This window comes from Glycomyces sp. L485, assembly GCF_022548875.1.
Lineage (GTDB): Bacteria > Actinomycetota > Actinomycetes > Mycobacteriales > Micromonosporaceae > Glycomyces.
Window position 1 is genome coordinate 1 of record NZ_JAKZEW010000008.1, and the last position, 25,922, is coordinate 25,922.

The following is a 25,922-nucleotide window of genomic DNA, read 5'->3' on the forward strand; positions in this document are numbered from 1 at the left end:
ATTCGACACACCGGGCTCATCCCCGCTCGCGCGGGGAGCACTCACTGCGCCACTGCTGTACACTACGCATCCAGGGCTCATCCCCGCTCGCGCGGGGAGCACGGTAAACGTGCGGCACCAGTGTCGCGCCGCCGTGGCTCATCCCCGCTCGCGCGGGGAGCACACATGCATCCCAGCGAACACATCGGCGGACGGCGGCTCATCCCCGCTCGCGCGGGGAGCACTCGAAATTGTCCGCCGCGAGACCCTGGATTACGGGCTCATCCCCGCTCGCGCGGGGAGCACCCTACCCATACAACCAAACACGGGTACCGGCCGGGCTCATCCCCGCTCGCGCGGGGAGCACGGGCTCCGTGCCGCTTAATGCCTAGGATGAGAAGGCTCATCCCCGCTCGCGCGGGGAGCACGTCGCCACGTCCGAACGGGGCATCATCGTAAACGGCTCATCCCCGCTCGCGCGGGGAGCACGGTACCGGCCGTTAGAATCGACGCTAGGCGGTTGGCTCATCCCCGCTCGCGCGGGGAGCACATAAGTTCCGAAAGTCGGAACGCTTCCGAGTCGGGCTCATCCCCGCTCGCGCGGGGAGCACACTTCGTGTCCTTGGACGATCACTACCCAGTCCACCATTTTGCATTAATCACCACTGTAGATGATACTTCTTCGATCCCAGCGACTTCATCCACTGCAGCAGCTCATCGGGCAAATCAACTTCCGAATCTGCGTCGCTTTGAAGCTTTACTCCAGCCTGGTTTCAACTTGCCACCAGTTCGACTTGCTGATGCCGGGCGCTTCATCAGCGTCACGCCGTCGAAATCCACTGGTTCCCACTGATGATCATGCGCTTCGAAGGTGTAGCCCTGTTCGTTGTTCGTCTGGTACACCAGCAGTGCCCTTCCCGAGCCGGCAAGTTCTTGGACCCTGGCCCACAAGCGCTCCCGTACCCGCCTGCTCAGCTTCCCTACGAACACTCCCGCCGAAATCTCGAGCATCCACTGGGTCAGATGCCCGCGCAAGCCTGCGGGGCATGCGGTCAACACGATCACCGTCATCAGAACGGCACCTCCGATTCTCCGGGTCTCTGTCCGTCGGGACCAGTGGTCTCGCCATAGTTCCTTCCCCCAGGTACCGATTCGCCCATTTCATCCCAGAGCGTTACTTCAGCAGCCTGCATCCAATAGTCCTCTTGGGCGTCCGCCGTTTCCGGAACAGGTTCTTCGGAACCGAGCAGGCCGCGGATGTCCCGCACACATCTGGCAAGGATCTTTCCGGAACGCATCGCGTCTCGGACCGCATGTCGGATCGCTGAGGAGACGTCATTCGGCCTGTCAGCCACCACGTTGAAGGCCACCGGGATGGTGATCTCGGCCTTGTACAGGTCCGCGATGTCATATACGAATGCGCGGGAATGACCCGAGTGGATGAATCCTAGCGCAGGCGACGCACCCAGCGCTACTGTTACCGCGTGTACCATGCCATACAGGCATGAATGGGCCACGGACAGCGCCTTGTTGATCGGATCACCTGCATCGAAGTTCTCCGGGTCGAATTTCCGCGAGCCCCACGTGACGCCAGTCCGCTCCGAGTGGTCCTTGTAGCAACGGTGGACCCGGGCTCCCTCGCGCCCGCGCAGTTGCTGCATAGTCAGTGTGAAGACGTCGTCGTCTTCTGGGAACCGCATGGCGTACATCCGCCTGGCCACGCCGAGACGCAGCGAACGGTTGCTGACAAGCTTCGCCTGCGACTCGATGAGCCCGGTGGTCTCGGCGAGTGGACGGCCATGCGCGTAATAGCGTACGCCGAACTCCCCAACCCAGATCACCGTCGCGCCGTTTTCGGCCAGCAGGACCATGGCCTGGTGCGTCACCCGCGTCCCCGGGCCAAGCATGAGCACACCAAGGCCGGCTGCGGGCACATGGACGACTCCCGCGGCGTCGGTGATGGTCACGGCATTCGCGTCCCGTCCCAGCGTGCTTCGCTCCGTGTACAGGAACGACAACCGGTCCTCGACTCGAACCAGGTCCGGAAGCTCGGGTGGGGGGACACCGGGAAGAGCGGTCATGACATGCTCCCTGCCACCGGGGCCAGGGTGAGCATCCCGCAGCCGTATGCTTTGGCTTTGCCGATACCAGTTACCAGGGTGCGGCGCATGGTGTCGGGGTCCTCGATCTGCAGCACGCCCTCGAAGGTCGCGACTCTGAGGTCCACCGGCGGGCCGCCGTCCTTGCTGAATCTCAGCCAGGACCGGTCTCGGACTTCGACGTTCAGATCCCCATCGTGTTTATCTGCGATGGAGAACCCTCGCGCCGAGCAGCGGTCGAGCAGCCATTGCAATTGCTGTGCGACGGTGACATGCGCCAGCCGCTGCCCTTGCTTGCCCGGCCGCAAGTGGACATGATGGACGGGGTTGGCAGTCAACCGGAAGGCCCACTGCTGCCCCGCCCCCAGCGTCTCGAGCAGCTTGTCGTACGGGCGGGTGTCCCAACCCTCGGCGAAGCCTCGCACCGGCCAGCCGGCCTGCTCAACCAGGTGTGTCAGGTCCGGCTCCTCTGGACTGGCGATGTATAGGAGCGCGCTGTGCCGAGAATCTCGATCGAGTCGCCAAAGTATCCGCGCTTCGTCGGTGGCCAGCCGCTCGGGTTCTGGGAACCCGTGCAAGACAGCTGCATGCAACTTCTGCGGCGAGGCCATGACGCGCCGGGCGCCCATGCGGGCGGTATTGAATCGGAAGCGGGTCAGATACATGTCAGCCCCCGAAAAAGGCGAACGGGTCGTGGCTTGCCTGGCGTGCGTCCGGGTTGTCGATGGTGACGGATTCACGGACCACCTGCCGCCACGAGTACTTGCGGTGGCGAGGGTCGAAGCTGACCGGCTGATCCCTAACCGACTCACCGCCCTCATCCGGGCGCGCATCGCGGACGACCTGGAGCGTTACTATGGTGTGCTGCCGTCTGCGATGGTGCTCTGAGGCTTCCCACCGGTGGTTTGTCAACACGGTCTCCAGTAGCCTCTCATCCGTGCCGGCGAGCACCGGTTTGCCTGGCGGGCAGGATCGCCGGCCGAGATACGGCAGGAAATACGGGCGTCGAAGGGCCTCTACTAGGCTATCGATAAGGGTCTGGTCGCCTTCAACTGCGGCGAGGAATACCGCGTCGGTGAGATAGAAGCGGTCGGCGAGTGCCGCATCGGCCTTCGGATCGTCGAGCGGTCGCGAGGTCTGATAGTCGCGCAGCACGGTCCCAGGTTGGTCCACTCTGACGCCGAAGCGCACCCCGAGCAGCTCGGTGATCGGCTCAGTGCGACGCATGCCCTTTGCCGCGGCTAGCATGCCCAGCACCCCGCTCTTGGACGGCGCGTAGTCGGTGAGGCGGCGGCCAAAGCGGCTGGAGGTCCCCCACGATTGCATCGGCCCGGCCAGTCGCATCAACAGAGTCTTCCTGAGCATCAGGACTCACCGATCCGCTCGGTGACGAGTTCGGCCGCGCCGTCGAGCAGCCCTGTGATCGTGGTTTCTTCGCCGGCCTCGGCCAAGGATTTCGTGCGGGAGCCCACACACAGGGCCCAGGCTCTCACTGGGACCTGCTCATAGGTGTCAGCAATGTCTTCCAGTTGCTTGGCGAGGAGTTCACACGCGGCTTCGACGCGACCCTCGTGCTGCCTGATCGGTTGCTCGTAGGCACCGACGAGGTTGATCGCCTGGGTGTCGCGGACGGTTACCAGGACCGCCTCGGGGAGGGTGCGGTTGGCGAAGGTGTTCATCTTGCCGCTGGGCATGCTCGTGATGAAGCTCTGCAGGAACGCACGGGTCGCCCGGACTGTCGCCTCGTCGTCCCCGAGATTCTCACAGAGCCGGTCGACATCAACAGTGGCGTAGCGGTAGAGCGTCGCGGAGTTGAATTCGACGGTCCCGATCATCCCGGCACCGGTCTCATCTTGCTCTTCCTTCTCGTCGTCGACGGCGGTGAAGTAGTCGAACTCGGTCTCCACCGGATGGACGCTGATTGCGTGGGCCACTTGGCAGGCGGCGTCGACGTTGAGCGCGGCGTCATCGGCGATCATGCGTCCGAAGAGGGCCACGTCAATCGAGTTATGATCTTGAAGGATTCTCTTCAGCGCCTTCTTGTCGGGCTTCTCTCCCGAACGGGCCGTCGCGACAATGGCCCCGGCAAGGTTCTCGATCTGGTTGGTGCTGAGGAAGACCAGATATCCGGGCTCCTCGATCTCGTTGTCCTTCTTCTGGACTTTGACCTTGATGCCACCTTCGCTGAAGGCCTTGACTGTCAAGTCCCGTGCCTGCTCCTCGAGTTCCGGCGCGAGCGCCGTAACCCGGTTCGCTACAAGTCTGACGATCTGCTTCGTTCGCCACCCCAGGTCGGCACCGTCTAGGGTCTCGCGGAAGTCGAGCCGGACGGCGCGCTTCCAGGACTGGCTGGAGACTCGCGCACGGCGCGCCCCTCCGTAGACTGCGGTCTTCGGCGAGCCGGTGTCGTCCCGGTTGAGATTGGCCGGCGGAACGGTCTGCAGAGCATGGATATCGATAATGGTGCGGGACATGGCTACTCCTTCTTCTCGATGCCATCGTTGTGATTTGGTCTCCGTTGCGGTCTGGCGCGCAGGTACTCACGACCCCAGAGCGATCGAACGCGCTCAGCGCCGGTCAGTCCGGCCACGGGGTCAGGGCCGCGCTGGAACATGCGTAGGTCGTCAACGAACAATCCATAGTCGAACCCGATGTCCGCATCCCGGAGTCGAACAATCAAGCCCCTCGCATGGTGGCTGAGTTCGCCGTAAGTCGCGGCGGTGCCGAGCGCAGTGAAGCGCTCGTAAACGGTCTCCTCATTCACAGCACCGGCCGCGAGACGCTGTATGGCCGCGGCAAGACTCGTTCCGTTCACGTGCATGCCATGCTCATGGCGCGACTGCTGATGGAGAGACCACAACGTGACCGCGGTGTGGAGCGCCCGTTCAGCATCGCTCGGCCCTTCGGAAGGCAGGTGCTCGAGGTCCAACAGTGCGTCAGGGAGCCAGCAGGCCTCGGGGACACTGGCGGCTCCGGGCTCCTCCTTGATCGCCTGCCGCAGCTGAGCGAGGGAGCTGACAGCATTGGGACGGCCGTTGAGGAACTGCCGCTGCAACTCGGCGATGACTTTGGCCGCATGCTCCCCCAAGGGCTTTCGACGCCGTCGGTAGCGGGATTCGCGGGTTGCCGGTCGGGGATTGTCGTCGGTGTCCATCAGTCGGTCCCCTTTGCTTCAGTCCGTTCTGGGAATGCGAGCGGCAGCGCCGCCCGGATACTGCGGCGGAAGGCGATCTCAGCGGCTGCGCTGTTGCGGCGAAAGTCGCCTTCTTTGCGTCCCTTCCAAGCCGCCGTGCCGCTGGAGGCCGCCAGCCGGGCGGCGAGGTCGAGCACGGTCGTGCCGACTGTCTGCTGCCACGAGGCCCGCTCACGGTCGGTGTCAATATCGACGCTCAAGCGCGCGAGCCACTGGCGGTATTCGGTGTCGAGCGTGGCATAGGCGGCCTCGGCAGCAGTTTGTCCAACTCCGGCGACGTTGTCCCGGTCGCCGGCCGCCCGGGCCAGATCACGGGCAAGAGCGGCGAGAGCACTCACCGCCTTCTCAGCGTCAGCGGCGGCTGCGGTGACCGCGGTGGCAAGTTCGGGATGCTCGGTGTCAAAGACCGCAGCGGCGAGGCTGAGGCTGTCGTCGACCAGGTCGTTGATGACCGCTTCTTGCGTGCCATATGCGATTCCCGTGATGTGGTACTTGATCCGACGGTCTCGGGCGAGGGCCCCGCTGTTCTGGGTGCGGGCTACCCAAAGCAGCGCTAGGGGCGGGAGGGCATCGTCGCTCGCCGTGGGGCGTCCAGTGGTAGCTGGAAGTGCGGCTGCGAGCCCCCTCCAGATGTTCCTGCTCGGATTGTGCTGTCGGGGCAGGTACACCGCACGCCCCATCTTCAGTTGCCGTTCCTGGTTCTTACTGCGGCGCCATGCCGCCATCGGTTCGGTCTTGAACTGGTCACGCAGCTCGAGCTTGTCGCCTTGGCAGATGATCGCACCGGTGACGCCGCTCTCATCGAAGACCAGGTTGAGCCGGCGTGACTGCCACGTGTACAAGTCGAGCAGGCCTAGCGGGGTCCCTTCCGAGTCCCGCTCTTCCGGTGCTGGTCCGTGCGACCCTCGCTCCCAGACCGGTACGTCGCCCGGATCGATCTCGGCCCCGTGCTCATCGAGGAACTCGTCCGGAATCAGGTTCAGCAGCAGCGTCTCAGTGAGGTTGTCACCCTCGGGATAGATCGCCCCGACCCGTCCGAGTGAGCCCGGGCCTATTGGAAAGGACTTGCCGCCTTTCATCCTCGGGTCGCCTACTGCAGCGCCTTTGATACCGGAGAGGTCGAACGCCTGGCAGTGGACAATCCAGCGGGCGGCCTCAGCGAAATCGATCCGTTCGAGCCCGTCGGCGGCCCGCATCGCGTATTTCGGTCTCCCGGTGGGAATGTCGGCGATGAATGCAGACAAACTGGCCTCTTCCTTCTTGGTCTGAAGGTCGGCGACCTGATAGAACGGCGTCTGTAGGTGCAGCAGGTCGAAACGATCACGGTAACGATTCAAGTAGTGCGTAACGTCATCGACAGGGAACCTGCCTGCCCGCCACATTGCCCCCCACTCCTCGGTGCTCTCTGGTCCTTTGATGGAGCTGTGCAGAATGGCCAGCGCCAGCCGGAGAATCGGAAGCGCCTGGGTCGGGATGTCGCCGAGCAGACGCGTGTAGTCGCTTGAGTTCGCAAATAGCCCGGTGAGGGAGAGCGATTCGACAGTGCCGTCGTGTCGCTGGGCGAGCAGCCAGGGCTCGTCGATGAGGTTGAAACTGAGGTTCACAGTGTCCACACCTGCAATCCTTCGTCTTTGTCGTAGTCGAGGTGGCGCCCGGCGATTTCGGTACCTTGCTCGAGGTCGATGTCCAAGACCAGCTGCCCTTCCAGATATCGGGAGACCTGCCAAGATTCGATCCAGTCGTGGCGCTGTTCGAGTTCGTCGATCACGGCCTGTCCGGAAAGCTCGATCGGCAAGTTCAAGGTGGTACCGGCAACGGTTCTGGCCAAGTCTTCTTCCGGGCATGTCGTGGTCGGCAGTTCGATACCTCCGTGGCGTTTCAGCCATGGGAGGGTGGTGTAGCGGTTTCCATCGCGAGCGATGAGGAGTACTTCGATCGAGTCGGCCTGGAGGTCTCGGACCATCGCTCGTCCCTCGCGGCACTCTTCGTCGTCGAGGTGGCTTCCGGCGTAGAGCCATCCGAGGATGGCCTTGCCCGGCTGCTGCGGGGATTGGAGCCGGAAGTCCTTCGCTCGGCGACGCTTGTCGGCTTGCATCTTCAGGTCCTCGGCCTGCGCAGCAGCGATTGATTCGTGCCACTGGTCCGGTCCCAGCGGTATATCGCTGTAGGCGGCCTGGACGAGCGGAGCGATCTGGGCCGGGAGTTCGAGCTTGGCTCCATCTTGGAAATACGGGAACAGCGCCGCAGCCGATCGCAACAGAGACCATCGTCCGTATACCCAAATCGATCCGTACACCGGTTCGGGTGGGACGCTTGTCCAGTCGGCTCCGGTCAGATAGCAGCGGGCGGGCCTGACCCGCTCGGGGCGATGGTGGCGGTGGAGACGCCCTATTCGCTGAAGCACCAGGTCGACGGGGGCTAGATCGGTGACGAGGACGTCGAAGTCGATGTCCAGACTCTGCTCTGCGACCTGGCTCGCCACAACGATGTGTCGGCTGGGCCGGTCGCCTCCTCCGGACGGGCCGAACAGGACTCGGAGGAGCTCGTCCTTGTCAGCGCGGTCCGGGGCGGCAAACCGTGAGTGGGCGACCGTGACGGGGATGCCGGCGAGTTCCTTGCGCAGATAGCCGGAAGTGTTCTGAACGCGGCGGACAGTGTTTCGGATGATCAGGGCGCAGCCGCCGTCGGCCAGTTCATCGTGCAGGACGGCGGCCAAGATGGCCGGATCGTCTTCAAGGGTGCGTACCTCGACGCTGGTCGAGCGCCCCGAGGGCTCGGTGACCGCAACCATGGCAGGTCCGTCGGATCCGCCGGTGATTACGGCCGGATATCCGATATCTCCCGACAGATGCGCAATGAGCTCCCCTGTGGAATCCTGCGTCCGGCCTCGACGACGGCTTTGCGCAGGCTGCGGGCCCCTCCTGCCTCGTTCATACGCCGCCATGAGGTCACGGCGGCGACCGGCTGGGAGCGTCGCAGAGAGGATGATGACGGGAACACCATAGGCGGCGAGCCATTCCAGGGCCATATCCAGGTACACGCCCATGTAAACGTCGTAGGCATGTGCCTCGTCTACGATGACGACTTTGCCCGCCAATCCGAGGTGGCGCAGAGCAAGATGCTTGGCCTTGAGCGCGCCAAACAGCAACTGATCGATGGTGCCGACCGCAAAGCTGTTGAACATGGCTTTCTTGCGCCCGGCCATCCACCAGTGGGCAATCAAGACAGCAGGTCTCTCGTCCTTGCGCTCATCCTGGGCGATCGCGGCCGGTGCTCCACGGTAGAAGAGCTTGGTGTACGCAGTGTTGAAGAACGCCTTGGAGTGAGCGAGAGAGACACTGTGGGCGCCACGCCGCCGCTGCCGGTCCGGAAGCCTCCGGGCCCATTCGAGAACTCGAGCGAACATGGCGTCAGAGGTCGCCTGGGTTGGCAGGGCGATATAGCAGCCACCGGCACCGCTTCGGGCGGCGAGTGTCTCTGCGGCCAGGAGAGCGGCCTCGGTCTTTCCTTCACCCATCGGGGCTTCGATGATCATGAGCCCAGGGGCCGGCATGTCGGCCGCGGCGGCAAGAGCCTCTCGCTGGACAGGTCGAAGACGGCAGCTCTCGGGCAGTCCGAACCGGGAGGTGAGCACGAACTCGGATGGCTCGGGGCCAACGGCATTCCAAGGAGCAGTCAGATCAAGCTCGGCGAGAGCGTCGTGGATGCGGCGCGAGTCATAGGCGGTGTCCTCACGGTACGGAAAGAGCGCAGGATTGCTGGCGATCCAGTCGGCCATGATCACCAAGCCCGTGAGGAGTACTTGCACCGGCTGTGAGAGCCTGGCGTGGTCCCACGCCGAAAGCCGGTGGGCAGCGCCGGTGGACTCGGCGACCCAGTCGAGCAGTTCGTACTGAGTCTGCCGCCAGAGCGCTCCGTCGCCGGGCGACCAGCCGAGCAGCGAAGGGCGGTCGAGGGCCTGTTTGTACTGCAAGTCGTCGGGCGGGAGCCCGTGGTGGCCACCGACCACTACGCTGAACTGCTGGGTGCGATTGACCTGCCAGCGATATCGTTCGAATATCCACTCGTCGAGGATGATCATGCCCGCCGTTGCGTGAGGGGCCAGTCTGCGATCTGCCGCGACCTGCGGGCGGGCGATGAGCCCTTCGTATTCCATGACGGTGAACAGGTCGCGGACCTGAACGGCAAAGGCGGGGCTTACCTTACCGATGTCATGTACGCCGGCAAGCCAGGCGCACAAGGTCAGAGCATCAGCTCGGCCACCAGGAAGTGCGGCCGCGATCAGGTCACGAGTAGACGCGGGCAGGAAGTGTTCGTACAGGTGACGCGAAACGGCAGCCGAGTCGGACAGGTGCCGGTGCAGCGGCATCCAACTGCCATCGTCGTCGAAGGAGGACTTCCCCCAACACCGCCTCGCGGCTGAGGAGAGCCCACCAGCATCCCATTCGGCCATCCCACCACTCCCAAAACGGGTGAGCAGATCGCATCAACCGAGCCCACCTCGTAAATCCAGGAAATCACAGAGAGTGATCACGGGTTCCGTGTTGACGCAAACGCGCGCAGGATAAAACAATCCCCTAATCTCAGCGCGGCCATGCAAGTCGCCGAACGAGCCGGTCACGGCGTCGCAGCCTTGCTACGGATCTACGCGTAGTGCCAGGCAGGACAGGGCGAAGCAGCACGTTCGCGGTTCGAAGCTATGTTGAAAGACGCCAATATAGGATATTTAGCTAACTAAAGGATGTCATAGGTGATAACTGTGCCTTTCAGCCTTAGAGCATTATCCGCACTATACGGAATTTTCTGCTACAGAATCCGCCAGAGGCGGACGCAGGCCGGCTACTTCGCGGCGCGGTTCATTCGCAAGCACGCACGCCGGCGGCGGCTTCTACGATCAGCGAGGTCAGCGACGCCGTGGCCACCGAGCTCGAAGAATCACGCGATCGTCCGCTTGGGAATCTGATCACCTTGGCCCACAAACTATCTGACGCGCCCAGTCCAGGACCGCTCGAAACGGTCGGTCAACGGCCGGCCAGGCCGATGTTGAGGCTGGAGACGAGCTTCATGTAGTCGCCGAACGCCAGCTCGACCTCGCCGAGCTCCAGGCTGTAGCGGGCGACGCCGTACTCGTGCCGCCGGTCGGCGGCGGGCCGGGCGAGGACGCTTTCGAGACGCCCGGCGTCCCTCTCGGTCCACCGCGCGCCGATCTCGGCGTAGAGCTTCGGGACCTCGCTGTGCGGGTCCGAGTTGAGGCGGTGGTACGGCACGTCGACGATCGCGTCGGCCGGGAGCGAGATGCGCGACTGCCTGCCGCGATCGACCGACTCGACCAGCAGCTCCAACGCGAGCTCGCCGATGGCATGCAGGTCGGGGCGCCGCTGGTACATGGACCAGGCAGTCTCCATGAGACTGCACAGCGACCCGATCGCCGTGGTCGGATCGCGGTGCGTCCAGACGAAGGTCGCGTCGGGAAAGACCTTCCGGATGACGTCGAGGTCCGCCAAGTGCGCCGGATACTTGAGGATCCACCGCTTCGGCTCGCGCCCGTGCTGGAGCACCTGGAGGGCCTGCTTCAGGTACTCGTAGTCGGGCGTTGTGTCGCGTTCGGCGATCCAGGCGCGGTACTCGGGCATCGGCGCTCGGAGGATCAGGGGGAAGGTCCCGTGCGGCAAGAGGAACATGGACTCTTCGGGCTTGTCCGGGCGGATGGGGTGGATGACCTCCCACGACGGCGCGAGCCTCGTGGCCGTCTTGGTCAGCTTCCCGAGGGCTTTGATGCGTTTCTGGAGCACCACGGGATCGGTTTCGAGGTCGGTGTGCAGCATCTCGAACATCCTCGGGCCGCGGTGGCCGTCCGAGGCTGCGAGGATCTTGTGGGCCAGCGTGGTCGCGGTCCGCGGCAGGCCGACGACGAAGATCGGCGCCTCGATCTTCTCCTCGGCGATCTCCGGGTTCGCTGCGATCAGGTGCTGGATCCGCAGGTAGTTCTCCAACCGCTGCTTAGCGTCGGTGAGTCCCGACTGCCAGCCCAGCGGCGTCAGGTCCGGCTCGTCGGCGAGGCATTTGAGCAGGAATCCCTGCTCCGCGATGAAGGTCTCCGCGCCGTCGATGGGGATGTCCGAGGACTTGGCGATCTTCCAGACCTCCTCGTCCCAGGTCGCTTCCGGTCGCCTCCTTCCTCTCGTGGTGGGGGCGAGCAGGATGTTCAGGGCCTTGGCGGCGGTGCTGGTCCGAGGCATCGGGGGTGCAGTTCCTCTCACTCTGCGATGCCCAAAGGGGAGGGGCGTCGCGAACCTGTCCGACCAGCCTACATCGCTCCCTTCACACTGTGACCGTCTCGCAACGGTAGTGCCGCCCTCTCAGTCCTCCTTGACGAGTCGGATCGCGGCGCTGGCGTAATCGTCCGGTGCCAGTCGCAGGTGAAGTCCGTGAGCGGCGAGAACAGCTCCATGGTGGACCCGGTCGGTGCCCGCCTCGCGGTAGCGCGCGGCCGGATCGAGCCCGTGGAGCCGCAGCGGCGGATCGTCGTGACCGAAGCTCCTCCCCCGCCGCCAGGCCAGGACCGCGACCTCGTCGCCGAGCCGGAACTGCGCGCCCCTGACCTCGCCGGCCCGCAGCGTGGTGCGGCGGCCATGCTGGACGGTGGGCCGAACCTCCTTGTAGGCCGCCACCAGCTCGGCGCCGCGCTCAAGCTCCGATTCGCTCCACGCCTCCAGGTCGCCGCCCACTGCGAGGACCCCGGCCATCGCCACGTGGAAGCGGAAGTCCAGCGGGACCTCCCTGCGGGTGAACGGGTTCGGCGAGTCGGTCACCCACGTCCCCATCACACGCGCCGGGTAGACCTGCGCGAAGCCCTCCTGGATGTCGATCCGGTCGACCGCGTCGGTGTTGTCGGAGGTCCACACCTGGTCGGTGCGGCCGAGGATCCCGAAGTCGACCCGGCCACCGCCCGATGCGCACGACTCGATGCGCACGTGCGGGTGCTTCTCGCGGATCGCGTCGATGACGCGGTAGAGGTTCCGTGTGTGCCCCTCCCACAGGTCGTCGGGGTGTTCGGCGCCGGGCCAGCCGGCCTCGGTGAACGACCGGTTCATGTCCCACTTGACGAAGTCGATCTCGTTCTCGGTCAGGAGCCGGTCGAGCCGATCCTCCATCCAGGCTCGGACGTCGGTGCGCGCGATGTTGAGGACCAGCTGGTTCCGCATCTCGGTCCGACGCCGGTGGGGCTGGTGGTACACCCAGTCGGGATGCGCCCGGTACAGGTCCGAGTCCGGGTTGACCATCTCGGGCTCGACCCAGATCCCGAAGCGCATCCCCAGCCCGTGGACGTGTTCGATGAGCGGGCCGAGTCCCTTGGGGAACCGGTCGGGGTTCGGCGTCCAGTCCCCCAGCCCGGCCCCGTCGTGGGTGCGCGCGCCGAACCAGCCGTCGTCCATCACGAACAGCTCGCAGCCCATCGCCGCGGCCTTGTCTGCCAGCGCGGCCTGGCGGTCGGCGTCGATGTCGAACTCGGTGGCCTCCCAGGAGTTGTAGAGGACCGGTCGCAGTTCCTCGGGGTGTGGGAGGACGTGGGCGAGCGCGTACTGGTGCCAGGCGTCGGCCGAGGCGGCGAAGCCGCCTTCGGTGTACACGCCGGAGCTGAGCGGGCTCTGCCAGGACTCGCCGGGTCCGACGGTGATCGCTACCGGGTCGTGTCCGGCGCCGGCGGAGACGGCGACGCGGTCGGCGACGGTGCGTTCGACGCCGATGCGCCACGTGCCGCTCCAGGCGAGGGTGGTCGACCATACGGGTCCTGTGTGTTCGGTGGCGGTGCCGTCGTCGAGGGCGAGCCACGGGTTGGCCTGGTGGCTGGTGAGTCCGCGCCGCGATCCGAAATGGGTCTCGCCGTATGCGAGTTCGTTGCGGGTCAGTTGGGTCTCGGCGCCCCATTCGCCGTGGAGGCGGCTGAGGCGGTAGCCCTCGAGTCGCGGGAGGACCCAGGTGGCGGAGTCGGCGCGGACGAGTTCGACCGGTTCGGTCTTGCGGTTGCGGACCGACAGGCGCCGTTCGATGACGTCGGTGTCGGGGCGGGTGGTGTATTCGACCGCGATGTCGAGGCGGTAGTGGGGGTCTTCGAATTGCAGGCGCAGGCGTCGTTCCTCGGTCTCAGCGTGGGTGAAGCGCAGTTCGAGGTCTCTGGTGCCGTCGGCGAAGCGGACTTGGAGGCCGTTCTGGCCCCAGCGCAGGGCCGAGCCGGGGCTCAGGTCGAGTCTGGCGTCGAGTCCGTCGGTGGCGGGCCGGGGTGCCGGAGCGGGGAGGTCGAGGAGGGAGGCCGCCTGCTCGGTCGTGAGTGCTGGGCCCCAGTGGAGCCCGTGGAGGCGGTCCTCGTCGTCCAGGGCCACGACGTAGCTGGTGTTCGGGGTGTCGACGGTCCAGATCCGGGGTTCGCGCTTGGGCATTCATGCGCCTTTCGAGGTTCGCGGGTCGGGTGGGCCTGAGGTCTCCCTGACGATGAGTTCGGGTGCTCTCCAGGCGGGTCTGGGCCGGTTGCCGCGGCGTTCGAGGCGGCGGCGCAGTAGCTCGAAGGCGCCGCGCCCGACTCCGCGGAAGTCGAGGTCGACGGTGGTGAGCGCGGGCGTGAGGTAGGCGGCGAACGGGCGGTCGTCGAAGCCGATGATGCTCAGGTCGCCGGGGATTGCCCGTCCGGCCAGGTGGGCGGCGCGCAGGGCGCCGAAGGCGAGGTCGTCGTTGCCGCAGAGGATCGCGGTGACGGCCGGGTCGTCGAGGAGTTCGCGGGCGGCCTCGTAGGCCGAGCCGATGCCCCAGCCGCATTCGACGGGGGCGGGGATCTCGCGTCCGGCTTCGGCCAGCGCGTCGGACCAGCCGAGTCTGCGTCCGGCTTTGGACGGTATGGCGAGGTGGTGGACGGTCTTGTGGCCGAGGTCGAGCAGGTGGCGGGTGGCGCGGGCGGCGGCGCCGCGGTCGTCGAGCGTGATCCGCCAGTCCTTGTCGTCGGGTTCTTCGCTGAGGTGCTCGCCGCCGGTGGCGACTATGGCGTTCGGCTGCGCCTGGCGGAGGGCGCGCATGGCGCGGCCGGTGGTGTCGTCGTGGGCGATGACGATGGCGGGTGACCCGGCGTGCGGGAGTCTGGCCATGACGTCGGCGTCCGAGTAGGGCTCGTCGGGGTCGAGGACGGATATCGAGACGGAGTACCCGGCGGCGCGGGCGGCCTCTTCGATGCCGCCGAGGGTTTCGGCGGAGCCGTAGAGGGTGGTGTCGGTGGTGAGGACGGTGACCGACTGCACGGTGCCGCCGGCGAGTTCGCGAGCCAGCCGGTTGGGCCGGTAGTCGAGCGCGGTGACGGCGGCGAGCACCTTGGTCCGTGTGGCGTCCGCGACCAGCGGCGAGTGGTTGATCACCCGCGACACGGTCTGGTGGGACACTCCGGCCAGCTTGGCCACGTCCATGAGGCTCGCGGCCTTGCGGGTTTCGGTGCGCATGTCAGTCGGTCACCTTCCTGGGTCCTTTCGTTATCCGGCGTTGGCGGTCTCGGCGACCGTGGTCGCCGCTTCCTGGGCGTCCCTGCTGCCCAGCCAGACCTCGTTGAATTCCTCCATGGCGATCTGGGCGTAGACGGAGTCGTTGAGCGAGAGCGGGTAGCCGATGTTCGGTCCTTCGGCCGCGGTCTGGAAGCCCGAGACGTCGACGCCTTCGCCGGCCCAGTAGTCGGTGAAGCCCTGGTTCAGCGAGGAGACGCCCGGCCAGACCGAGCCTAGGTCGGTGGCAATGCGCTGCGCCTCTTCGGATCCGAGGAATTCGACAAGTTCCCAGGCCTCGTCGGGGTGTTCGGTGCCGGCGTAGATGGCGTGGGAGAGCCCGTTGATGACGGTGCCGTCCCCGGCGGGGCCCGCGGGCAGCGGTCCTACGGCGAGGTTGCCTTCGTCGAGGCCGTCGCGGTAGGCGCTGAGGGTCCAGGAGCCGTCGGTGGCGGTGGCGGACTGGCCGGCGGACACGAATTCGTAGGTGAGTCCGCCGTTGGGCTGGTTGGAGGAGGTGGCCGGGACGGCGACCTGCCAGCGGTTGTAGAGGTCGGCGGTGAACTGGATCGCTTCGACGCATTCGGGCGTGTCGAGGGTGTACTCCTCGAACGGTCCGGGCTGGAGTTCGCAGCCGTTCTGGACTCCGTAGTTCCACCAGTCGGTCTGGCCGGTGGAGGAGGACATGGCGACGCCGTACTGCTCGACGTTGTCGGGGTCGAACTCGGGTGAGAGGGCGTTGTCGCCGTCGGCGTCGATGGTGAGGCGCTGGAGGAATTCGACGTAGCTGCCGCCGTCGTCGGGGTTCCATTCCAGGTCTTCGATCTCGGCGGGGTCGATGCCGGCGGCTTCGAGCGCGTCGATGCGGTAGACGAGGGCGATGGAGTCCCAGTCCTTCGGGAGACCGTACTGCTCGCCGTCGTAGGCCCATGAGTCGTAGAGGGCGGCGGGGTAGGCGGAGGTGTCGAGGCCGGCCTGGTCGATCTGCTCGGTGATGGGCAGCAGCACGTCCTGGTCGGCGAAGGTCGGGAATTTGGAGACGTGGTTCCAGAACACGTCGGGTGCGCTCTGGGCGGCGAGCTGGGTGTCCAGGGCCGTCCAGTAGTCGTCCCAAGGGTTTTGTTCGAGTTCGACGGTGATGTCGGGGTGGTCTTCGTTGAAGGCGTCGATCATCGCCTCGACGGCGGGGCGCTGGTTGTCGTCCCAGAAGGCGTATCGCAGCGTGACGTTGCCGTCATCGCCTCCGCCGCAGGCGGCGAGGCCTGCCGGGGCGGCGACGGCCAGTGCGGCGGCTGCCGCCATTCGCGTCTTCCTCATCCTTCTTGCCTTTCGTGAGAGGTCGCATCGGTGTCGGAGTGGTTACTTCATGCCGCTCAGGGCGATCGAGCGGACGATATGGCGCTGGAAGAGCAGGAACACGGTGATGAGCGGCAGCAGCGCCATGGTGGAGGCCGCGAGGATCAGGTGGTATTCCTGGTTGAACTGGGACTGCATCTGCGCGATGCCGCGGGTGATGACTCTGGTGGACTCGGAGTGGGTGATGATCAGCGGCCACAGCAGGTTGTTCCAGGTGTTGACGAAGCTGATGATGGCGAGGGTCCCGAGGATGGGTTTGGACATCGGGATCATGACGCGCCACAGGATGGTGAAGGTCCCGGCGCCGTCGATGCGGGCGGCCTGCTCGATGGACTCGGGGATGGTCTTGAAGTACTGGCGCACGAGGAACACGCCGTAGGGCATGAGGAAGCCGAACACGAACGGCAGGATGAGCCCGACGTGGGTGTCGACGAGGCCGAGTTCGCGGACGATGATGAACGTGGGCACCAGGGTCACGATCTGGGGCACCATCATGGTGGCGATGTAGGCCCAGAACAGGACGTCGCGTCCGGGGAAGTGCAGGCGCGCGAAGGCGTATGCGGCGAGGGTGGAGAACACCAGTTGCCCGGCGGTGACGGCCACGGCCACGATGAGCGAGTTGACGACGAACGTGGAGAAGTCGTAGCGGCTCCACACTTCGGTGAAGTTCGACAGGATCGGGTTGGCCGGCAGCGCCCACGGCTCGGAGGAGAGGATGTCCTGTTTCGACTTGAAGGCGGCGTTGACCGTCATCAGGTAGGGGCCCAGTGAGATGAGCGCTCCGGCGAGGAGCACGAGGTAGAGGAGGATCTTCTTGACCACGGTGGCTCCTAGCTGAAGTCGTAGACGGTGCGCTTGCGGAAGAACAGGACTTGGAGCAGCGTGATCGCCGCGATGATGCCGAACAGGATCACGGCGAGCATCGAGGCGTAGCCGGCGCTGCGCTGGGTGAACGACTCCAGGTAGATCTGGTAGTTGAGGGTGGATGTGGCTCCGGCAGGTCCGCCGCCGGTCATGACGTGGATGGTGTCGAAGACCTGGAAGGAGCCGATGACGCTGGTGATGAGCACGAACAGCATCGCCGGGCGCAGCAGCGGCATGGTGATCTTGAAGAACTGGTAGGTCTTCGAGGCGCCGTCGACGTTCGCGGCCTCGTAGAGCTGCGTCGGGATGGCTTGGAGGCCGGCGAGGAAGAACAGCATGGTGTAGCCGGTGTACTGCCAGACGTTGACCGAGGCGATGACGGGCATGGCCCAGGATGAGTCGGTGAGCCAGGCCGCGCCGTCGACGCCGAACAGGCCGAGGAATTTGTTCAGGCCGCCGAAGGTGGGGTCGAACACCCACCGCCAGATGACGCCGAGGGCGACCGGCATGGCCATCCACGGCAGAACGTAGATCACTCGGAATGCGTTGCGGGCCTTGATTTTCGCGTTCATCGCCAGCGCCAGGAGCAGTGCCAGCACGGTCTGGGCGGGGATGTTGAGCAGCACGTAGTAGAAGGTGTTGCCGATCGACTGGATCGCCCGGTCGTCCCCGGCGAGGTCGCGGTAGTTCGCAAGGCCCACGAACTCGGGGTCGGACAGGAAGTTCCAGTCGTAGAAGCTGAGGGCGACGACCACGATGATCGGCGCTATGAGGAAGACCGTGAAGCCGATGATGCTCGGCGCGAGCATCGCGTAGGCCTCGGCGGCCGAGCGCAGGTGTCTGCGGTGGAGCGACTTGCGTCGCCCGGGATTGCTGTTAGCGTTCACAGGAGGCGTGGGCGAAGTTGCTTCTCGAAGAGTCTCCATAGCGTCCAAGCTGGTCTTGAAGGGGAGTCAAACGATGTTCGTCGATGTTAGGGTTCACAGTTTCTGTGGTCAAGATCTCTGCGTAACAATTCGACAACAGCGTTGGCATCGCACCTTGCAGGCTCCGGCCATTGAGGAACGACGAGTCGGCCCGAAGGCGCCTCGGCCCGCGTGCCCATGCAGCCGATGAAGTCCGCGCGGCCGCATGACGAGGGAGCGGCCCGGAACGCCGAGGCGTTCCGGGCCGCTCCACCCCCGTTCAGCCGGCGGGCACGAGGCAACTCAGCGGCGGGTCGATGAGGGAGCAGATCGACTGCCGGACCACCGGATCGTAGTCCGCGGCGACGCCTCCAGCTGCGATGACACCGGTGTAGGCGTCGACCCCGTCGGTAGGCCGGCGGACCAGGTCCGGATCGTTCACCGCGTCCACCGTGTAGAGACCGAAGCGGGGCGTGTAGCTCCCCCACTCGTAGTTGTCGGTGATGCTCCAGTAGCTGTAGCCGATGACGTCCATGCCGTCCTGCCTCGCCCGCTGGATCCAGTAGACGTGGTCTTCGAGGTGCTCCGCCCGAGTCAGGCCGTCCTCGCGCGGGGCTCCGTCGGCGGTCGGCACGCCGTTCTCGACAATGTAGAGCGGTTTGTCTGGGAACTTGTCGTGGTAGTACCGCAGCGTGTAGTAGATCCCGTCGGGCTGGGCGGCGACCTCGCCTCCGGTGAGGGCCCGCGCCGCGGTCAGGTTGTCGAGGCTGAGGCCGAAGTAGTAGTCGATGCCGACGAAGTCGAGCTTGCCGGCGATCTTGTCGAGGAAGACCGCGTCGAACAGCCACGGGGTCAACGGAATGAATGCCAGGTTGCTGGTGACCGGGGCGCCCGGGTCGAGTTCGCGGACGAGGTCGTAGGCGTTGCCGTGCGCCCGCGCGAGCCTGTCGAACAGCCAGGGAGCGTCGAGCCAGGTGGCGGCACCGTTGTCGATCTCGTGGAAGACGTACAGGGTCGGTTCGTTGAACGTCACCCACTTGACGCCGAGCCCTGCGTAGCGGCCGGTTATCAGCTCGGCGTAGGCGGTGAAGTCCGCGATGGTCTCCTCGTTCCTCCAGCCGTCCTGGTCGGCGACCCAGCCGGGGTGGACCCAGTGGTTGAGGGTGATCATCGGGGTCATGCCCGCGTCGAGAATGTGGGCGACGACGTCGTCGTAGTAGGCCAGCTCGGCCTGGTCCCATTCGCCCGGCGCCGGTTCGACGCGCGCCCATTCGATGCCGAAGCGGTAGACCTCGACGCCCATGTCGGCGGCGAGTCCGATGTCCTCGGCGTACCGATGACGGAAGTCGACGGCGTTCAGGTACGGCTCCTTGGTCTCGGAGTACCGCAGCCAGTTGCTGTCGGGGGCGTCGCCTTCAGACTGGAATCCCGAAGAGGAGACGCCCCATAGGAAGTCGTCGGGAAGCGGCCCGACGGTCTCGGAGGCGGAGGCCGGTGCGGCGACGATGAGCATCGAGGCGACCAGGACGAGGCAGGTGGAGAGTCCGCTGAGTGCGCGCATGGGGAATTGCTCCTTACTCCCGGTATCGTCCATATTCATGGTATTCGATGGAGCTGCCTCGCGACACCGCCGAGGCCAGGTTTTCTCACAGCAAGGCAGCGGCCGGACCCCGTCCAACCGTGTCCGGCCGCTTGCGACGTGAGGGAATGCCCGCCCAGCCGCCCCGCTGCTGCTGGACATCCGGGCCGAGGCCGCGGCCCTCGAAACCGGCTCGACTCATGCAGACTCGACGTACCAGACCCGGATACAGGGGTCACGAAGTTCACTCGGCACGGAGGTAGACAAAGTGAAGCGCATCGGCATCATCGGGGCAGGCGAGATCGGTCGGGCCATCGTAGTGGGACTTTGCGACGGGGACGAGTCACCGTCGGTGTTCCTCTCTCCTCGTGGAGCCCGCACGGCCGCAGAGCTGTCCGCCCGCTATGAGGAGGTACAGGTCTGCGCCGACAACCAGGACGTGGTAGACCGCTCCGAGGTCGTGATCATCGCCGTACGCCGCCAAGACCGGCACGAAGCGCTCGCCGGCTTGAAAGTGGACGATGACAGGATCGTGGTCAACGTGATGGCCGGAGTCGCCAACGAGGACCTGCGCCAGACGCTGGCCACCGACGCCCCGCTGGTACGGGCCATCCCCTTGCCTGCCGTATGCGAACGCCGCTCGGTCACGGTGACGCACCCGGCGCATCCGGCAGTGGATTCCCTCTTCGAGTACCTGGGCGGGGTGCTCCCAGTCGCGGACGAGGCGGCCTTCAACGTCTTCTCCGCGCTGACCGGGACGCTGACCACCCACTACCGGTATCTCGCCACGCTCACGTCTTGGGCGGCAGACCAAGGCGTCGCCTCCGACGACGCCGACCGCTACATCCGCGGACTCTTCCAGGGCATCGGGCGTGCCCTGAGCGACGAGACCCGCTCCCTGCACCAGCTCGCCGCCGACCACGAGACTCCGAACGGCAACAACGAACGCATCCGAACCGCATGGTTCGGCCCGGACAACGCTCAGGCCCTGAACAAGGCTCTCGACGACCTCCTCGACGACCTGACTTAGCCGGAACCGACCCCGCGGTGATCTCGCCGAGCGCGGCTCAGCGCTTGCCTCCGTGGAACAGGGCGTCCAATCCTACTGCGAGACAACCAAGATCGGGGAGTCTTCACCGAGTTCGGCGTCCCGGACTCGGGCCGCGGCCTCAAGCGCGCGGGCTTGGCCCCTCCGCCTTTACGATGTTCGCCTGCCTACAGCTCCAACAGTCCGCGTCTGATCGCGGAGGTCACGGCCGCCGTGCGGTCCTTGACTCCCAGCTTCTGGTAGCTGCGCAGCAGGTGGGTCTTGACGGTGGCCTCGCTGATGTGCAGCCGCCGCCCGATCTCGGCGTTCGACGCTCCGTCGGCGACCAGGCGCAGCACTTCGAGTTCCCGGTCGGACAGCCCCTGGCCGCGCGGGGACCGCACCGCACCCACCAGCCGCGCCGCCACCGAAGGGGCCAGGACCGTCTCACCGCGCGCCGCGGCACGGATCGCCCGCACCAGATCGGCGGTCGGCGTGTCCTTCAACAGGTAGCCGACCGCCCCTGCCGCCACCGCCCGGACGATGTCGGCGTCGGTCTCAAAGGTCGTCAGCACCACCACGTTCGCCGTGGCCGCCAGGCGCTTCGTGGCCGCGACACCGTCGCCGCCGGGCATGCGCAGATCCATGAGTATGACGTCCGGGGCGAGCGACGCGGCCGTCACCACCGCCTCCTCGCCCGAACCGGCCTCCCCGGTCACCTCGATGTCCGGCTCGTTGGCCAGCATCCCGCGCAGCCCCGACCGCACGACCGGATGGTCGTCGACCAGCATCACCCGGATCATGCGGGCACCTCCAGCCTCACCGCGACGCCGCGGCCCGGCGCCGAGTCCACTTCGAATGTCCCGCCCAGGCCGATCACCCGGTTGCGAACGCCCCGCAGCCCGAACCCCGCCGAAGGAGCTTTCGGGTCGAACCCGGGGCCGTCGTCGGTGACCGACACCGCCACGGCCCCGTCCTGGAAGTCGACGGACACGCGCGCGGCGGCGCCGGCTGTGTGCTTGTCGACATTGCGCAGAGCCTCTTGGACCGCGCGCACCAGCACCACCGCCGTAGCCTGCGGCAGCCTGCGGGTTTCCCCGTCGACGACCAGAGCCGCACCGGCCGCTTCGGTCAAATCGGCGAGCGAGTCCTCCACATTGATCGCCTCGCCCCCACCCGGAGACAGCGCCTCCACCATCGCCCGGGCCTCGGCCAGGTTCGCGCGGGAGGTCTGCTCGATCAGGCGCAGCTGCTCGTCGCGCTGCTCCTTCTCAGTGGCCGTGCGCGACGCCTGCGCCAGCATGACGATGCTGCTCAACCCCTGGGCGACGGTGTCGTGGAGCTCAGCCCCGAGGCGCTGGCGCTCGGCGGCGACACCGGCCTCGTGAGACAGGCGCTTCACTTCGGCCCGGCTGGCTTCGAGCTCCTCGATGAGCAGGTAGCGCTCGACACTCTGGTCGATGATGCGGTAGATGAACGCGCCGATGGCGACCGAGGCGGAAGCGGTGACCGAGCATACGAGCAGCGACCACAGCACCTGGGTCGACGACGCGCCATCGAACGCGTCCTCCAACGCGGGCACGAAGTTCAGTGCCACCACCACCGGGACGGTCGCTCGCAGCGGCCCGATCCAGAACAAGTGGGAGATGAGCGGGAACAGCATCAGGAACGCGATGCCGTCGACCAGAGCCAGGGGGACGAACAGCGCCAGCACCCCGAAGCGGTATACGTGCGCGGGCACGCCGTCGCGTTCGTCGATGACGAGGCGCCTGCCCAACAGCAGGTACCACAGCACCAGGGCGGTCATCCACAGTGCAGCGGCGATGGCGTCGCCCGCGGAGTCGGCGCCGAGCACGAGCATCACCGACACGGCCACGGTGGCGAACGCGTATGTCCACTCCCAGTAGCGGAAGCTCCGGTTCCAGGCGTGCGGCCTCATCGGGTGAGGCTGCTTCGCCAGCGGAAGGTCGTCAGGCACAGCACCAATCCTCCAGCACACCACAAGGCGAGTACGATCGCCACCCGGTCCAGCTCCCAGCGCCCGGCCGGCTCCAGTTCGGCCATGTGATCGGGCAGGAGTGCGGCGCGGAAGCCCTGGGCGAGCCACTTGATGGGGAAGACCGCGCCTAGGTCGGCCATCCAGCCGGGCAGGGCCTGGTGCGGGATGTAGACGCCGGAGATGAAGAGCAGCACCGTATAGGGCACCATCGTGATCGCTCCGGCGCTGCGGGCGCTCCGGGCCAGGCTCGAAGCGGCAATGCCCAGCAGGGAGCAGGCGGTGACCCCCAAGACGAACAGCCACGCCATGGTGAACCAGGAGACGGGGTCGTGGAGCAGCGGGAGGTCGAACATGACCGCGCCGATCGCCAGCAGCAGCGCCAGTTCGGCGAGGCCCGCGACGACGACCAGCACGATCTTCCCGAGGAAGAACGACACCGGCGGCATGGGCAGGGCGCGCAGCCGCTTCAGGGTGCCGTCGTCGCGTTCGACGGCCAGGGCGGAGCCGAGGTTGACGAACGAGGTCGACACGATGCCGGCGGCGGCGAAGCTCGCGGTGAGGACCTGACCGCCGGTCACGCCGCCCCTGCTCACGTCACCATCGAAGATGGATCCCAGCAGCAGGAGCAGCAGCGCCGGAAAGGTGAAGGTGAACACCACTGAGGCCCGTTCGCGGAAGAACTGCTTGAGTTCAATGGAACCGCGGTGGGCTCCCAGTGCCATCGCGTTCGGCATGCTCATGCGTTCACCTCCTGGCCGATCAGACGCAGATAGGCGTCTTCGAGGGACCGGCGGGTGACGGCGAGGTCGGGGATCTCGCCCTGATAAGCGTCGCCGAGCTCGGCGACCAGCGCGGTCGGCGCGGTGGTGGTGCGGCGCCCGTCGCGCCAGGACACGGTGGCTTCGCGGTCGTCGACGAGGTCGGCGACGGTTCCGGCGGCGCGGATGCGGCCGGCGGCGATGACGGCGATGCGGTCGGCGAGGGCTTCGGCCTCGTCGAGGTAGTGGGTGGTGAGCAGGGTGGTCGTGCCGTCGGCGGCGAGGGAGCGGATGAGGTCCCAGAACTGCCGGCGGGCTTCGGGGTCGAACCCGGTGGTGGGTTCGTCGAGGAAGAGCAGCTCGGGATTGCCGACGACGCCGAGGGCGACGTCGACGCGGCGTCGTTGGCCGCCGGAGAGCTGGCGGATCTTACGGTTCGACTGGTCGGTGAGGCCGACTTCGGCGATGACCTTATCGGGGTCTCGGGGGCTCGGGTAGTAGGCGGCGAAATGGCGGACGACTTCTCCGACGGTGAGTTCGAGCAGGTCGGAGGCGTTTTGGGAGACGATGCCGACGCGGGAGCGGAAGCGCCGGTCGGCGTCGGCGGGGTCGGTGCCGAGGACGGTGACGGCGCCGCCGTCGCGGGGTCGCTGGGCGGAGAGGATCTCGACGGTGGTGGATTTTCCGGCGCCGTTGGGGCCGAGGACGGCCAGGGTCTCGCCTCGATGGACATCGAGGTCGAGGTCGGCGACCGCGACGGTGTCCCGGTAGGACTTGCGCAGGCCTCGCACTCGGATGGCTGTGTCGTTCATGGGGCCAATCCTGGCCGGATCCGGTCGCGCCGGTGACGTCCGCTCGGCCGATTTGCGGTGTCCACTGGTCGGTGGACACCGGGATCGGAGTCAATATATTGATGTTGTTGACTTTTTCGATGAATTGTGGATACGGTTGTTATCGGTCACTTTCCTCTTCTGCGGCACTTGCGCCCTCCGGCACGGGCGCGATTCCACTTCCCCAACCTCGATCCACGCCGCCTCCTCAGAAAGGCACTGCACGATGCCCTCACGTCGAACAGTCCTCGCGACCGCGCTGACCTCGGCCGTCGCCGCCGCCATCCCGGCCGGATCCGCTTTCGCGCAGACCAGCGGGGCCTACGCGATGGTGTACTTCAAAGAGTCGCCGAACGAGACCGACGACAGCTACGCGCTCCACCTCGCCGTCAGCACCGACGGCCTGGAGTGGACACCGCTCAACCAGAACGACCCCGTCGCCGTCCCGACCGCGGGCACGCGGGGATTGCGCGACCCGTTCGTGCTTCGCAAGCAGGACGGCACCTTCACCGTGCTCGCCACCGATCTCAATGGACGCGTGTTCAACCTCGACAACGAGTACATCCACGTCTGGGACTCCCCCGACCTGACCACCTTCACCGGGTACCGGCGGGTGCATCTGCACGACATGCCGACGCACTCATGGGCGCCGACGGCATTCTGGGACCCCTCACGGGGCCGGTACGCCGTCGTCTACTCGGCCTACAACGGCGTCCGGGACGTGCTCATGGTCAACTACACGACCGACTTCGTCGACATGGGCTCTCCGCAGGTCTTCTTCGACCCCGGCTTCAACGTCCTCGACGGTGACGTGCTCGTCCACGGCGGCGTCTTCTACCTGGCGTACAAGAACCTCGCCGACAACGACCTCTACGTCTCCCGATCGGCCACGGGAGCGCCCAACAGCTTCACGACCCTGACCGACGGCCTCCGCCAGGGCGACGCGATCGAAGCGCCGATCCTCGTCGAGTCCCACGCGGGCAACGCCTTCTGGCTGTGGGGCGACTCGTTCGTCCCGGACAACGCGGTGTTCTACGCCTGGCGGTCGACCGACATCGACGGCGACTCCTGGTCGGCGCTCGGCCAGCGCGAATACACGCCGCCGATGAGCGCCAAGCACGCGAGCATCGTCCCGATCAGCGCGGCCGAGCGTGACGCGCTCATCGACCACTGGGGCGCGCCGCTGTGGAACCGGCTCAAGTCGTACAACTTCCCGGGCCGCTATGTGCGCCATGCGGACGGACTGGCGAGGATCGACCCGTTCCCGATGGAGCCGCCGGCCGGCCAGCAGTGGCGACTGGTGCCGGGGCTCGCCGATCCCGCCGGGGTGTCGTTCGAGTCGGTCGATGAACCGGGCCGTTACCTGCGGCATTCGGGCTACGTCCTGCGGCTCGACGGGGACGACGGGACGGCGCTGTTCTCGGAGGACGCGACGTTCCATCGCACCGCGGGCCTGGCCGATGCCTCCTGGTCGTCGTTCCGGTCGCACAACTTCCCCGACCGGCACATCCGCCACTCGGACTATGCGCTGCGCATCGACCCGATCGGCGATGCGACCGGCCGCGCCGACGCCACCTTCCGCGTCACCGCTTAGCGATCGGGTCCGACAAGAGTGTCGAGTCGGTCAATGAACCGGGCCGTTGCCTGCGGCACTCGGACTACGTCTTGCGACTCGACGGAGACGACGGGACCTCCACCGAAGTCGTCCACTGACCCAGGGCGAACCTGCCCTGAGCTCGACGCTCACCCGTCGGACGGGGAATGGCGCTGGGCAGGACGCGACGGGGCCGAATAGAGAACGCCCCATCCTCGCTACTC

General features: G+C 66.3%; 21 protein-coding genes and 1 CRISPR repeat array. Of the genes, 2 read left to right on the plus strand and 19 right to left on the minus strand.

The window, feature by feature from the left end; translation table 11 throughout:
• Positions 1-13: 13 nt before the first annotated feature.
• A CRISPR array of direct repeats spans positions 14-590; the repeat unit is 28 nt; unit sequence GGCTCATCCCCGCTCGCGCGGGGAGCAC.
• 115 nt (positions 591-705) lie between these two features.
• From cas2e to L0U85_RS06610, 15 genes are all read right to left on the minus strand, one after another.
• Positions 706-1,050: a type I-E CRISPR-associated endoribonuclease Cas2e gene (gene cas2e / locus L0U85_RS06535; protein ID WP_241376953.1), complete on the minus strand. Its 345-nt coding sequence runs from the start codon at positions 1,048-1,050 to the stop codon at positions 706-708.
• Positions 1,050-2,060, minus strand: coding sequence for a type I-E CRISPR-associated endonuclease Cas1e (cas1e, locus tag L0U85_RS06540; protein ID WP_241376954.1), 1,011 nt, complete (start codon positions 2,058-2,060; stop codon positions 1,050-1,052). The genes cas2e and cas1e overlap by 1 nt, the downstream gene beginning before the upstream one ends.
• On the minus strand, positions 2,057-2,743 hold the full coding sequence (cas6e, locus tag L0U85_RS06545; protein ID WP_241376955.1) for a type I-E CRISPR-associated protein Cas6/Cse3/CasE: 687 nt from the start codon (positions 2,741-2,743) through the stop codon (positions 2,057-2,059). The genes cas1e and cas6e overlap by 4 nt, the downstream gene beginning before the upstream one ends.
• Before the next feature lies 1 nt (position 2,744).
• Positions 2,745-3,443, minus strand: coding sequence for a type I-E CRISPR-associated protein Cas5/CasD (gene cas5e, locus L0U85_RS06550; RefSeq protein WP_241376956.1), 699 nt, complete (start codon positions 3,441-3,443; stop codon positions 2,745-2,747).
• Positions 3,443-4,552: a type I-E CRISPR-associated protein Cas7/Cse4/CasC gene (cas7e, locus tag L0U85_RS06555; RefSeq protein ID WP_241376957.1), complete on the minus strand. Its 1,110-nt coding sequence runs from the start codon at positions 4,550-4,552 to the stop codon at positions 3,443-3,445. The genes cas5e and cas7e overlap by 1 nt, the downstream gene beginning before the upstream one ends.
• 2 nt (positions 4,553-4,554) lie before the next feature.
• Positions 4,555-5,232, minus strand: coding sequence for a type I-E CRISPR-associated protein Cse2/CasB (casB, locus tag L0U85_RS06560; protein WP_241376958.1), 678 nt, complete (start codon positions 5,230-5,232; stop codon positions 4,555-4,557).
• Entirely contained in the window at positions 5,232-6,884 is a 1,653-nt protein-coding gene (gene casA, locus L0U85_RS06565) for a type I-E CRISPR-associated protein Cse1/CasA (RefSeq protein ID WP_241376959.1), read from the minus strand. The genes casB and casA overlap by 1 nt, the downstream gene beginning before the upstream one ends.
• On the minus strand, positions 6,872-9,724 hold the full coding sequence (cas3, locus tag L0U85_RS06570; RefSeq protein ID WP_241376960.1) for a CRISPR-associated helicase Cas3': 2,853 nt from the start codon (positions 9,722-9,724) through the stop codon (positions 6,872-6,874). Before cas3 ends, casA begins: the two co-directional genes overlap by 13 nt.
• Positions 9,725-10,292: 568 nt before the next feature.
• Positions 10,293-11,510, minus strand: a complete 1,218-nt coding sequence (locus tag L0U85_RS06575) for a sulfotransferase (protein ID WP_241376961.1) — start codon at positions 11,508-11,510, stop codon at positions 10,293-10,295.
• 120 nt (positions 11,511-11,630) lie between these two features.
• Positions 11,631-13,709, minus strand: coding sequence for an alpha-galactosidase (locus tag L0U85_RS06580; protein WP_241376962.1), 2,079 nt, complete (start codon positions 13,707-13,709; stop codon positions 11,631-11,633).
• Entirely contained in the window at positions 13,710-14,750 is a 1,041-nt protein-coding gene (locus L0U85_RS06585; protein ID WP_277605480.1) for a LacI family DNA-binding transcriptional regulator, read from the minus strand.
• Positions 14,751-14,780: 30 nt separating this feature from the next.
• Positions 14,781-16,103, minus strand: a complete 1,323-nt coding sequence (locus L0U85_RS06595; protein ID WP_241376963.1) for a sugar ABC transporter substrate-binding protein — start codon at positions 16,101-16,103, stop codon at positions 14,781-14,783.
• A 42-nt stretch (positions 16,104-16,145) separates the two neighbouring features.
• Entirely contained in the window at positions 16,146-16,964 is an 819-nt protein-coding gene (locus tag L0U85_RS06600) for a carbohydrate ABC transporter permease (RefSeq protein ID WP_241376964.1), read from the minus strand.
• An 8-nt stretch (positions 16,965-16,972) separates the two neighbouring features.
• Positions 16,973-17,893 (minus strand): sugar ABC transporter permease, encoded by a 921-nt coding sequence (locus L0U85_RS06605; RefSeq protein ID WP_241376965.1) that lies wholly within the window; start codon positions 17,891-17,893, stop codon positions 16,973-16,975.
• A 298-nt stretch (positions 17,894-18,191) separates the two neighbouring features.
• A complete protein-coding gene (locus L0U85_RS06610; RefSeq protein WP_241376966.1) occupies positions 18,192-19,472 on the minus strand; it encodes a family 1 glycosylhydrolase in 1,281 nt (426 codons plus the stop codon).
• Positions 19,473-19,758: 286 nt separating this feature from the next.
• Between L0U85_RS06610 and L0U85_RS06615 the strand changes: the two genes are divergently transcribed.
• On the plus strand, positions 19,759-20,520 hold the full coding sequence (locus L0U85_RS06615) for an NAD(P)-binding domain-containing protein (protein ID WP_241376967.1): 762 nt from the start codon (positions 19,759-19,761) through the stop codon (positions 20,518-20,520).
• Positions 20,521-20,705: 185 nt separating this feature from the next.
• Here the strand turns inward: L0U85_RS06615 and L0U85_RS06620 are convergent, their stop codons facing one another.
• Genes L0U85_RS06620 through L0U85_RS06635 form a run of 4 tightly spaced genes read right to left on the minus strand, consistent with a single transcriptional unit; the run spans position 20,706 to position 24,086 of the window.
• Positions 20,706-21,320: a response regulator transcription factor gene (locus L0U85_RS06620; protein ID WP_241376968.1), complete on the minus strand. Its 615-nt coding sequence runs from the start codon at positions 21,318-21,320 to the stop codon at positions 20,706-20,708.
• Positions 21,317-22,495, minus strand: a complete 1,179-nt coding sequence (locus L0U85_RS06625) for a sensor histidine kinase (protein ID WP_241376969.1) — start codon at positions 22,493-22,495, stop codon at positions 21,317-21,319. The genes L0U85_RS06620 and L0U85_RS06625 overlap by 4 nt, the downstream gene beginning before the upstream one ends.
• On the minus strand, positions 22,453-23,256 hold the full coding sequence (locus L0U85_RS06630) for an ABC transporter permease (RefSeq protein WP_241376970.1): 804 nt from the start codon (positions 23,254-23,256) through the stop codon (positions 22,453-22,455). Before L0U85_RS06630 ends, L0U85_RS06625 begins: the two co-directional genes overlap by 43 nt.
• Positions 23,253-24,086: an ABC transporter ATP-binding protein gene (locus L0U85_RS06635; protein ID WP_241376971.1), complete on the minus strand. Its 834-nt coding sequence runs from the start codon at positions 24,084-24,086 to the stop codon at positions 23,253-23,255. Before L0U85_RS06635 ends, L0U85_RS06630 begins: the two co-directional genes overlap by 4 nt.
• Before the next feature lie 244 nt (positions 24,087-24,330).
• Here L0U85_RS06635 and L0U85_RS06640 point away from each other — a divergent pair, with 244 nt between their 5' ends.
• Positions 24,331-25,698 carry a glycoside hydrolase family 43 protein gene (locus L0U85_RS06640; protein ID WP_241376972.1) on the plus strand — a complete coding sequence of 456 codons (1,368 nt, stop codon included), beginning with the start codon at positions 24,331-24,333 and terminating at the stop codon, positions 25,696-25,698.
• Positions 25,699-25,922 lie beyond the last annotated feature (224 nt).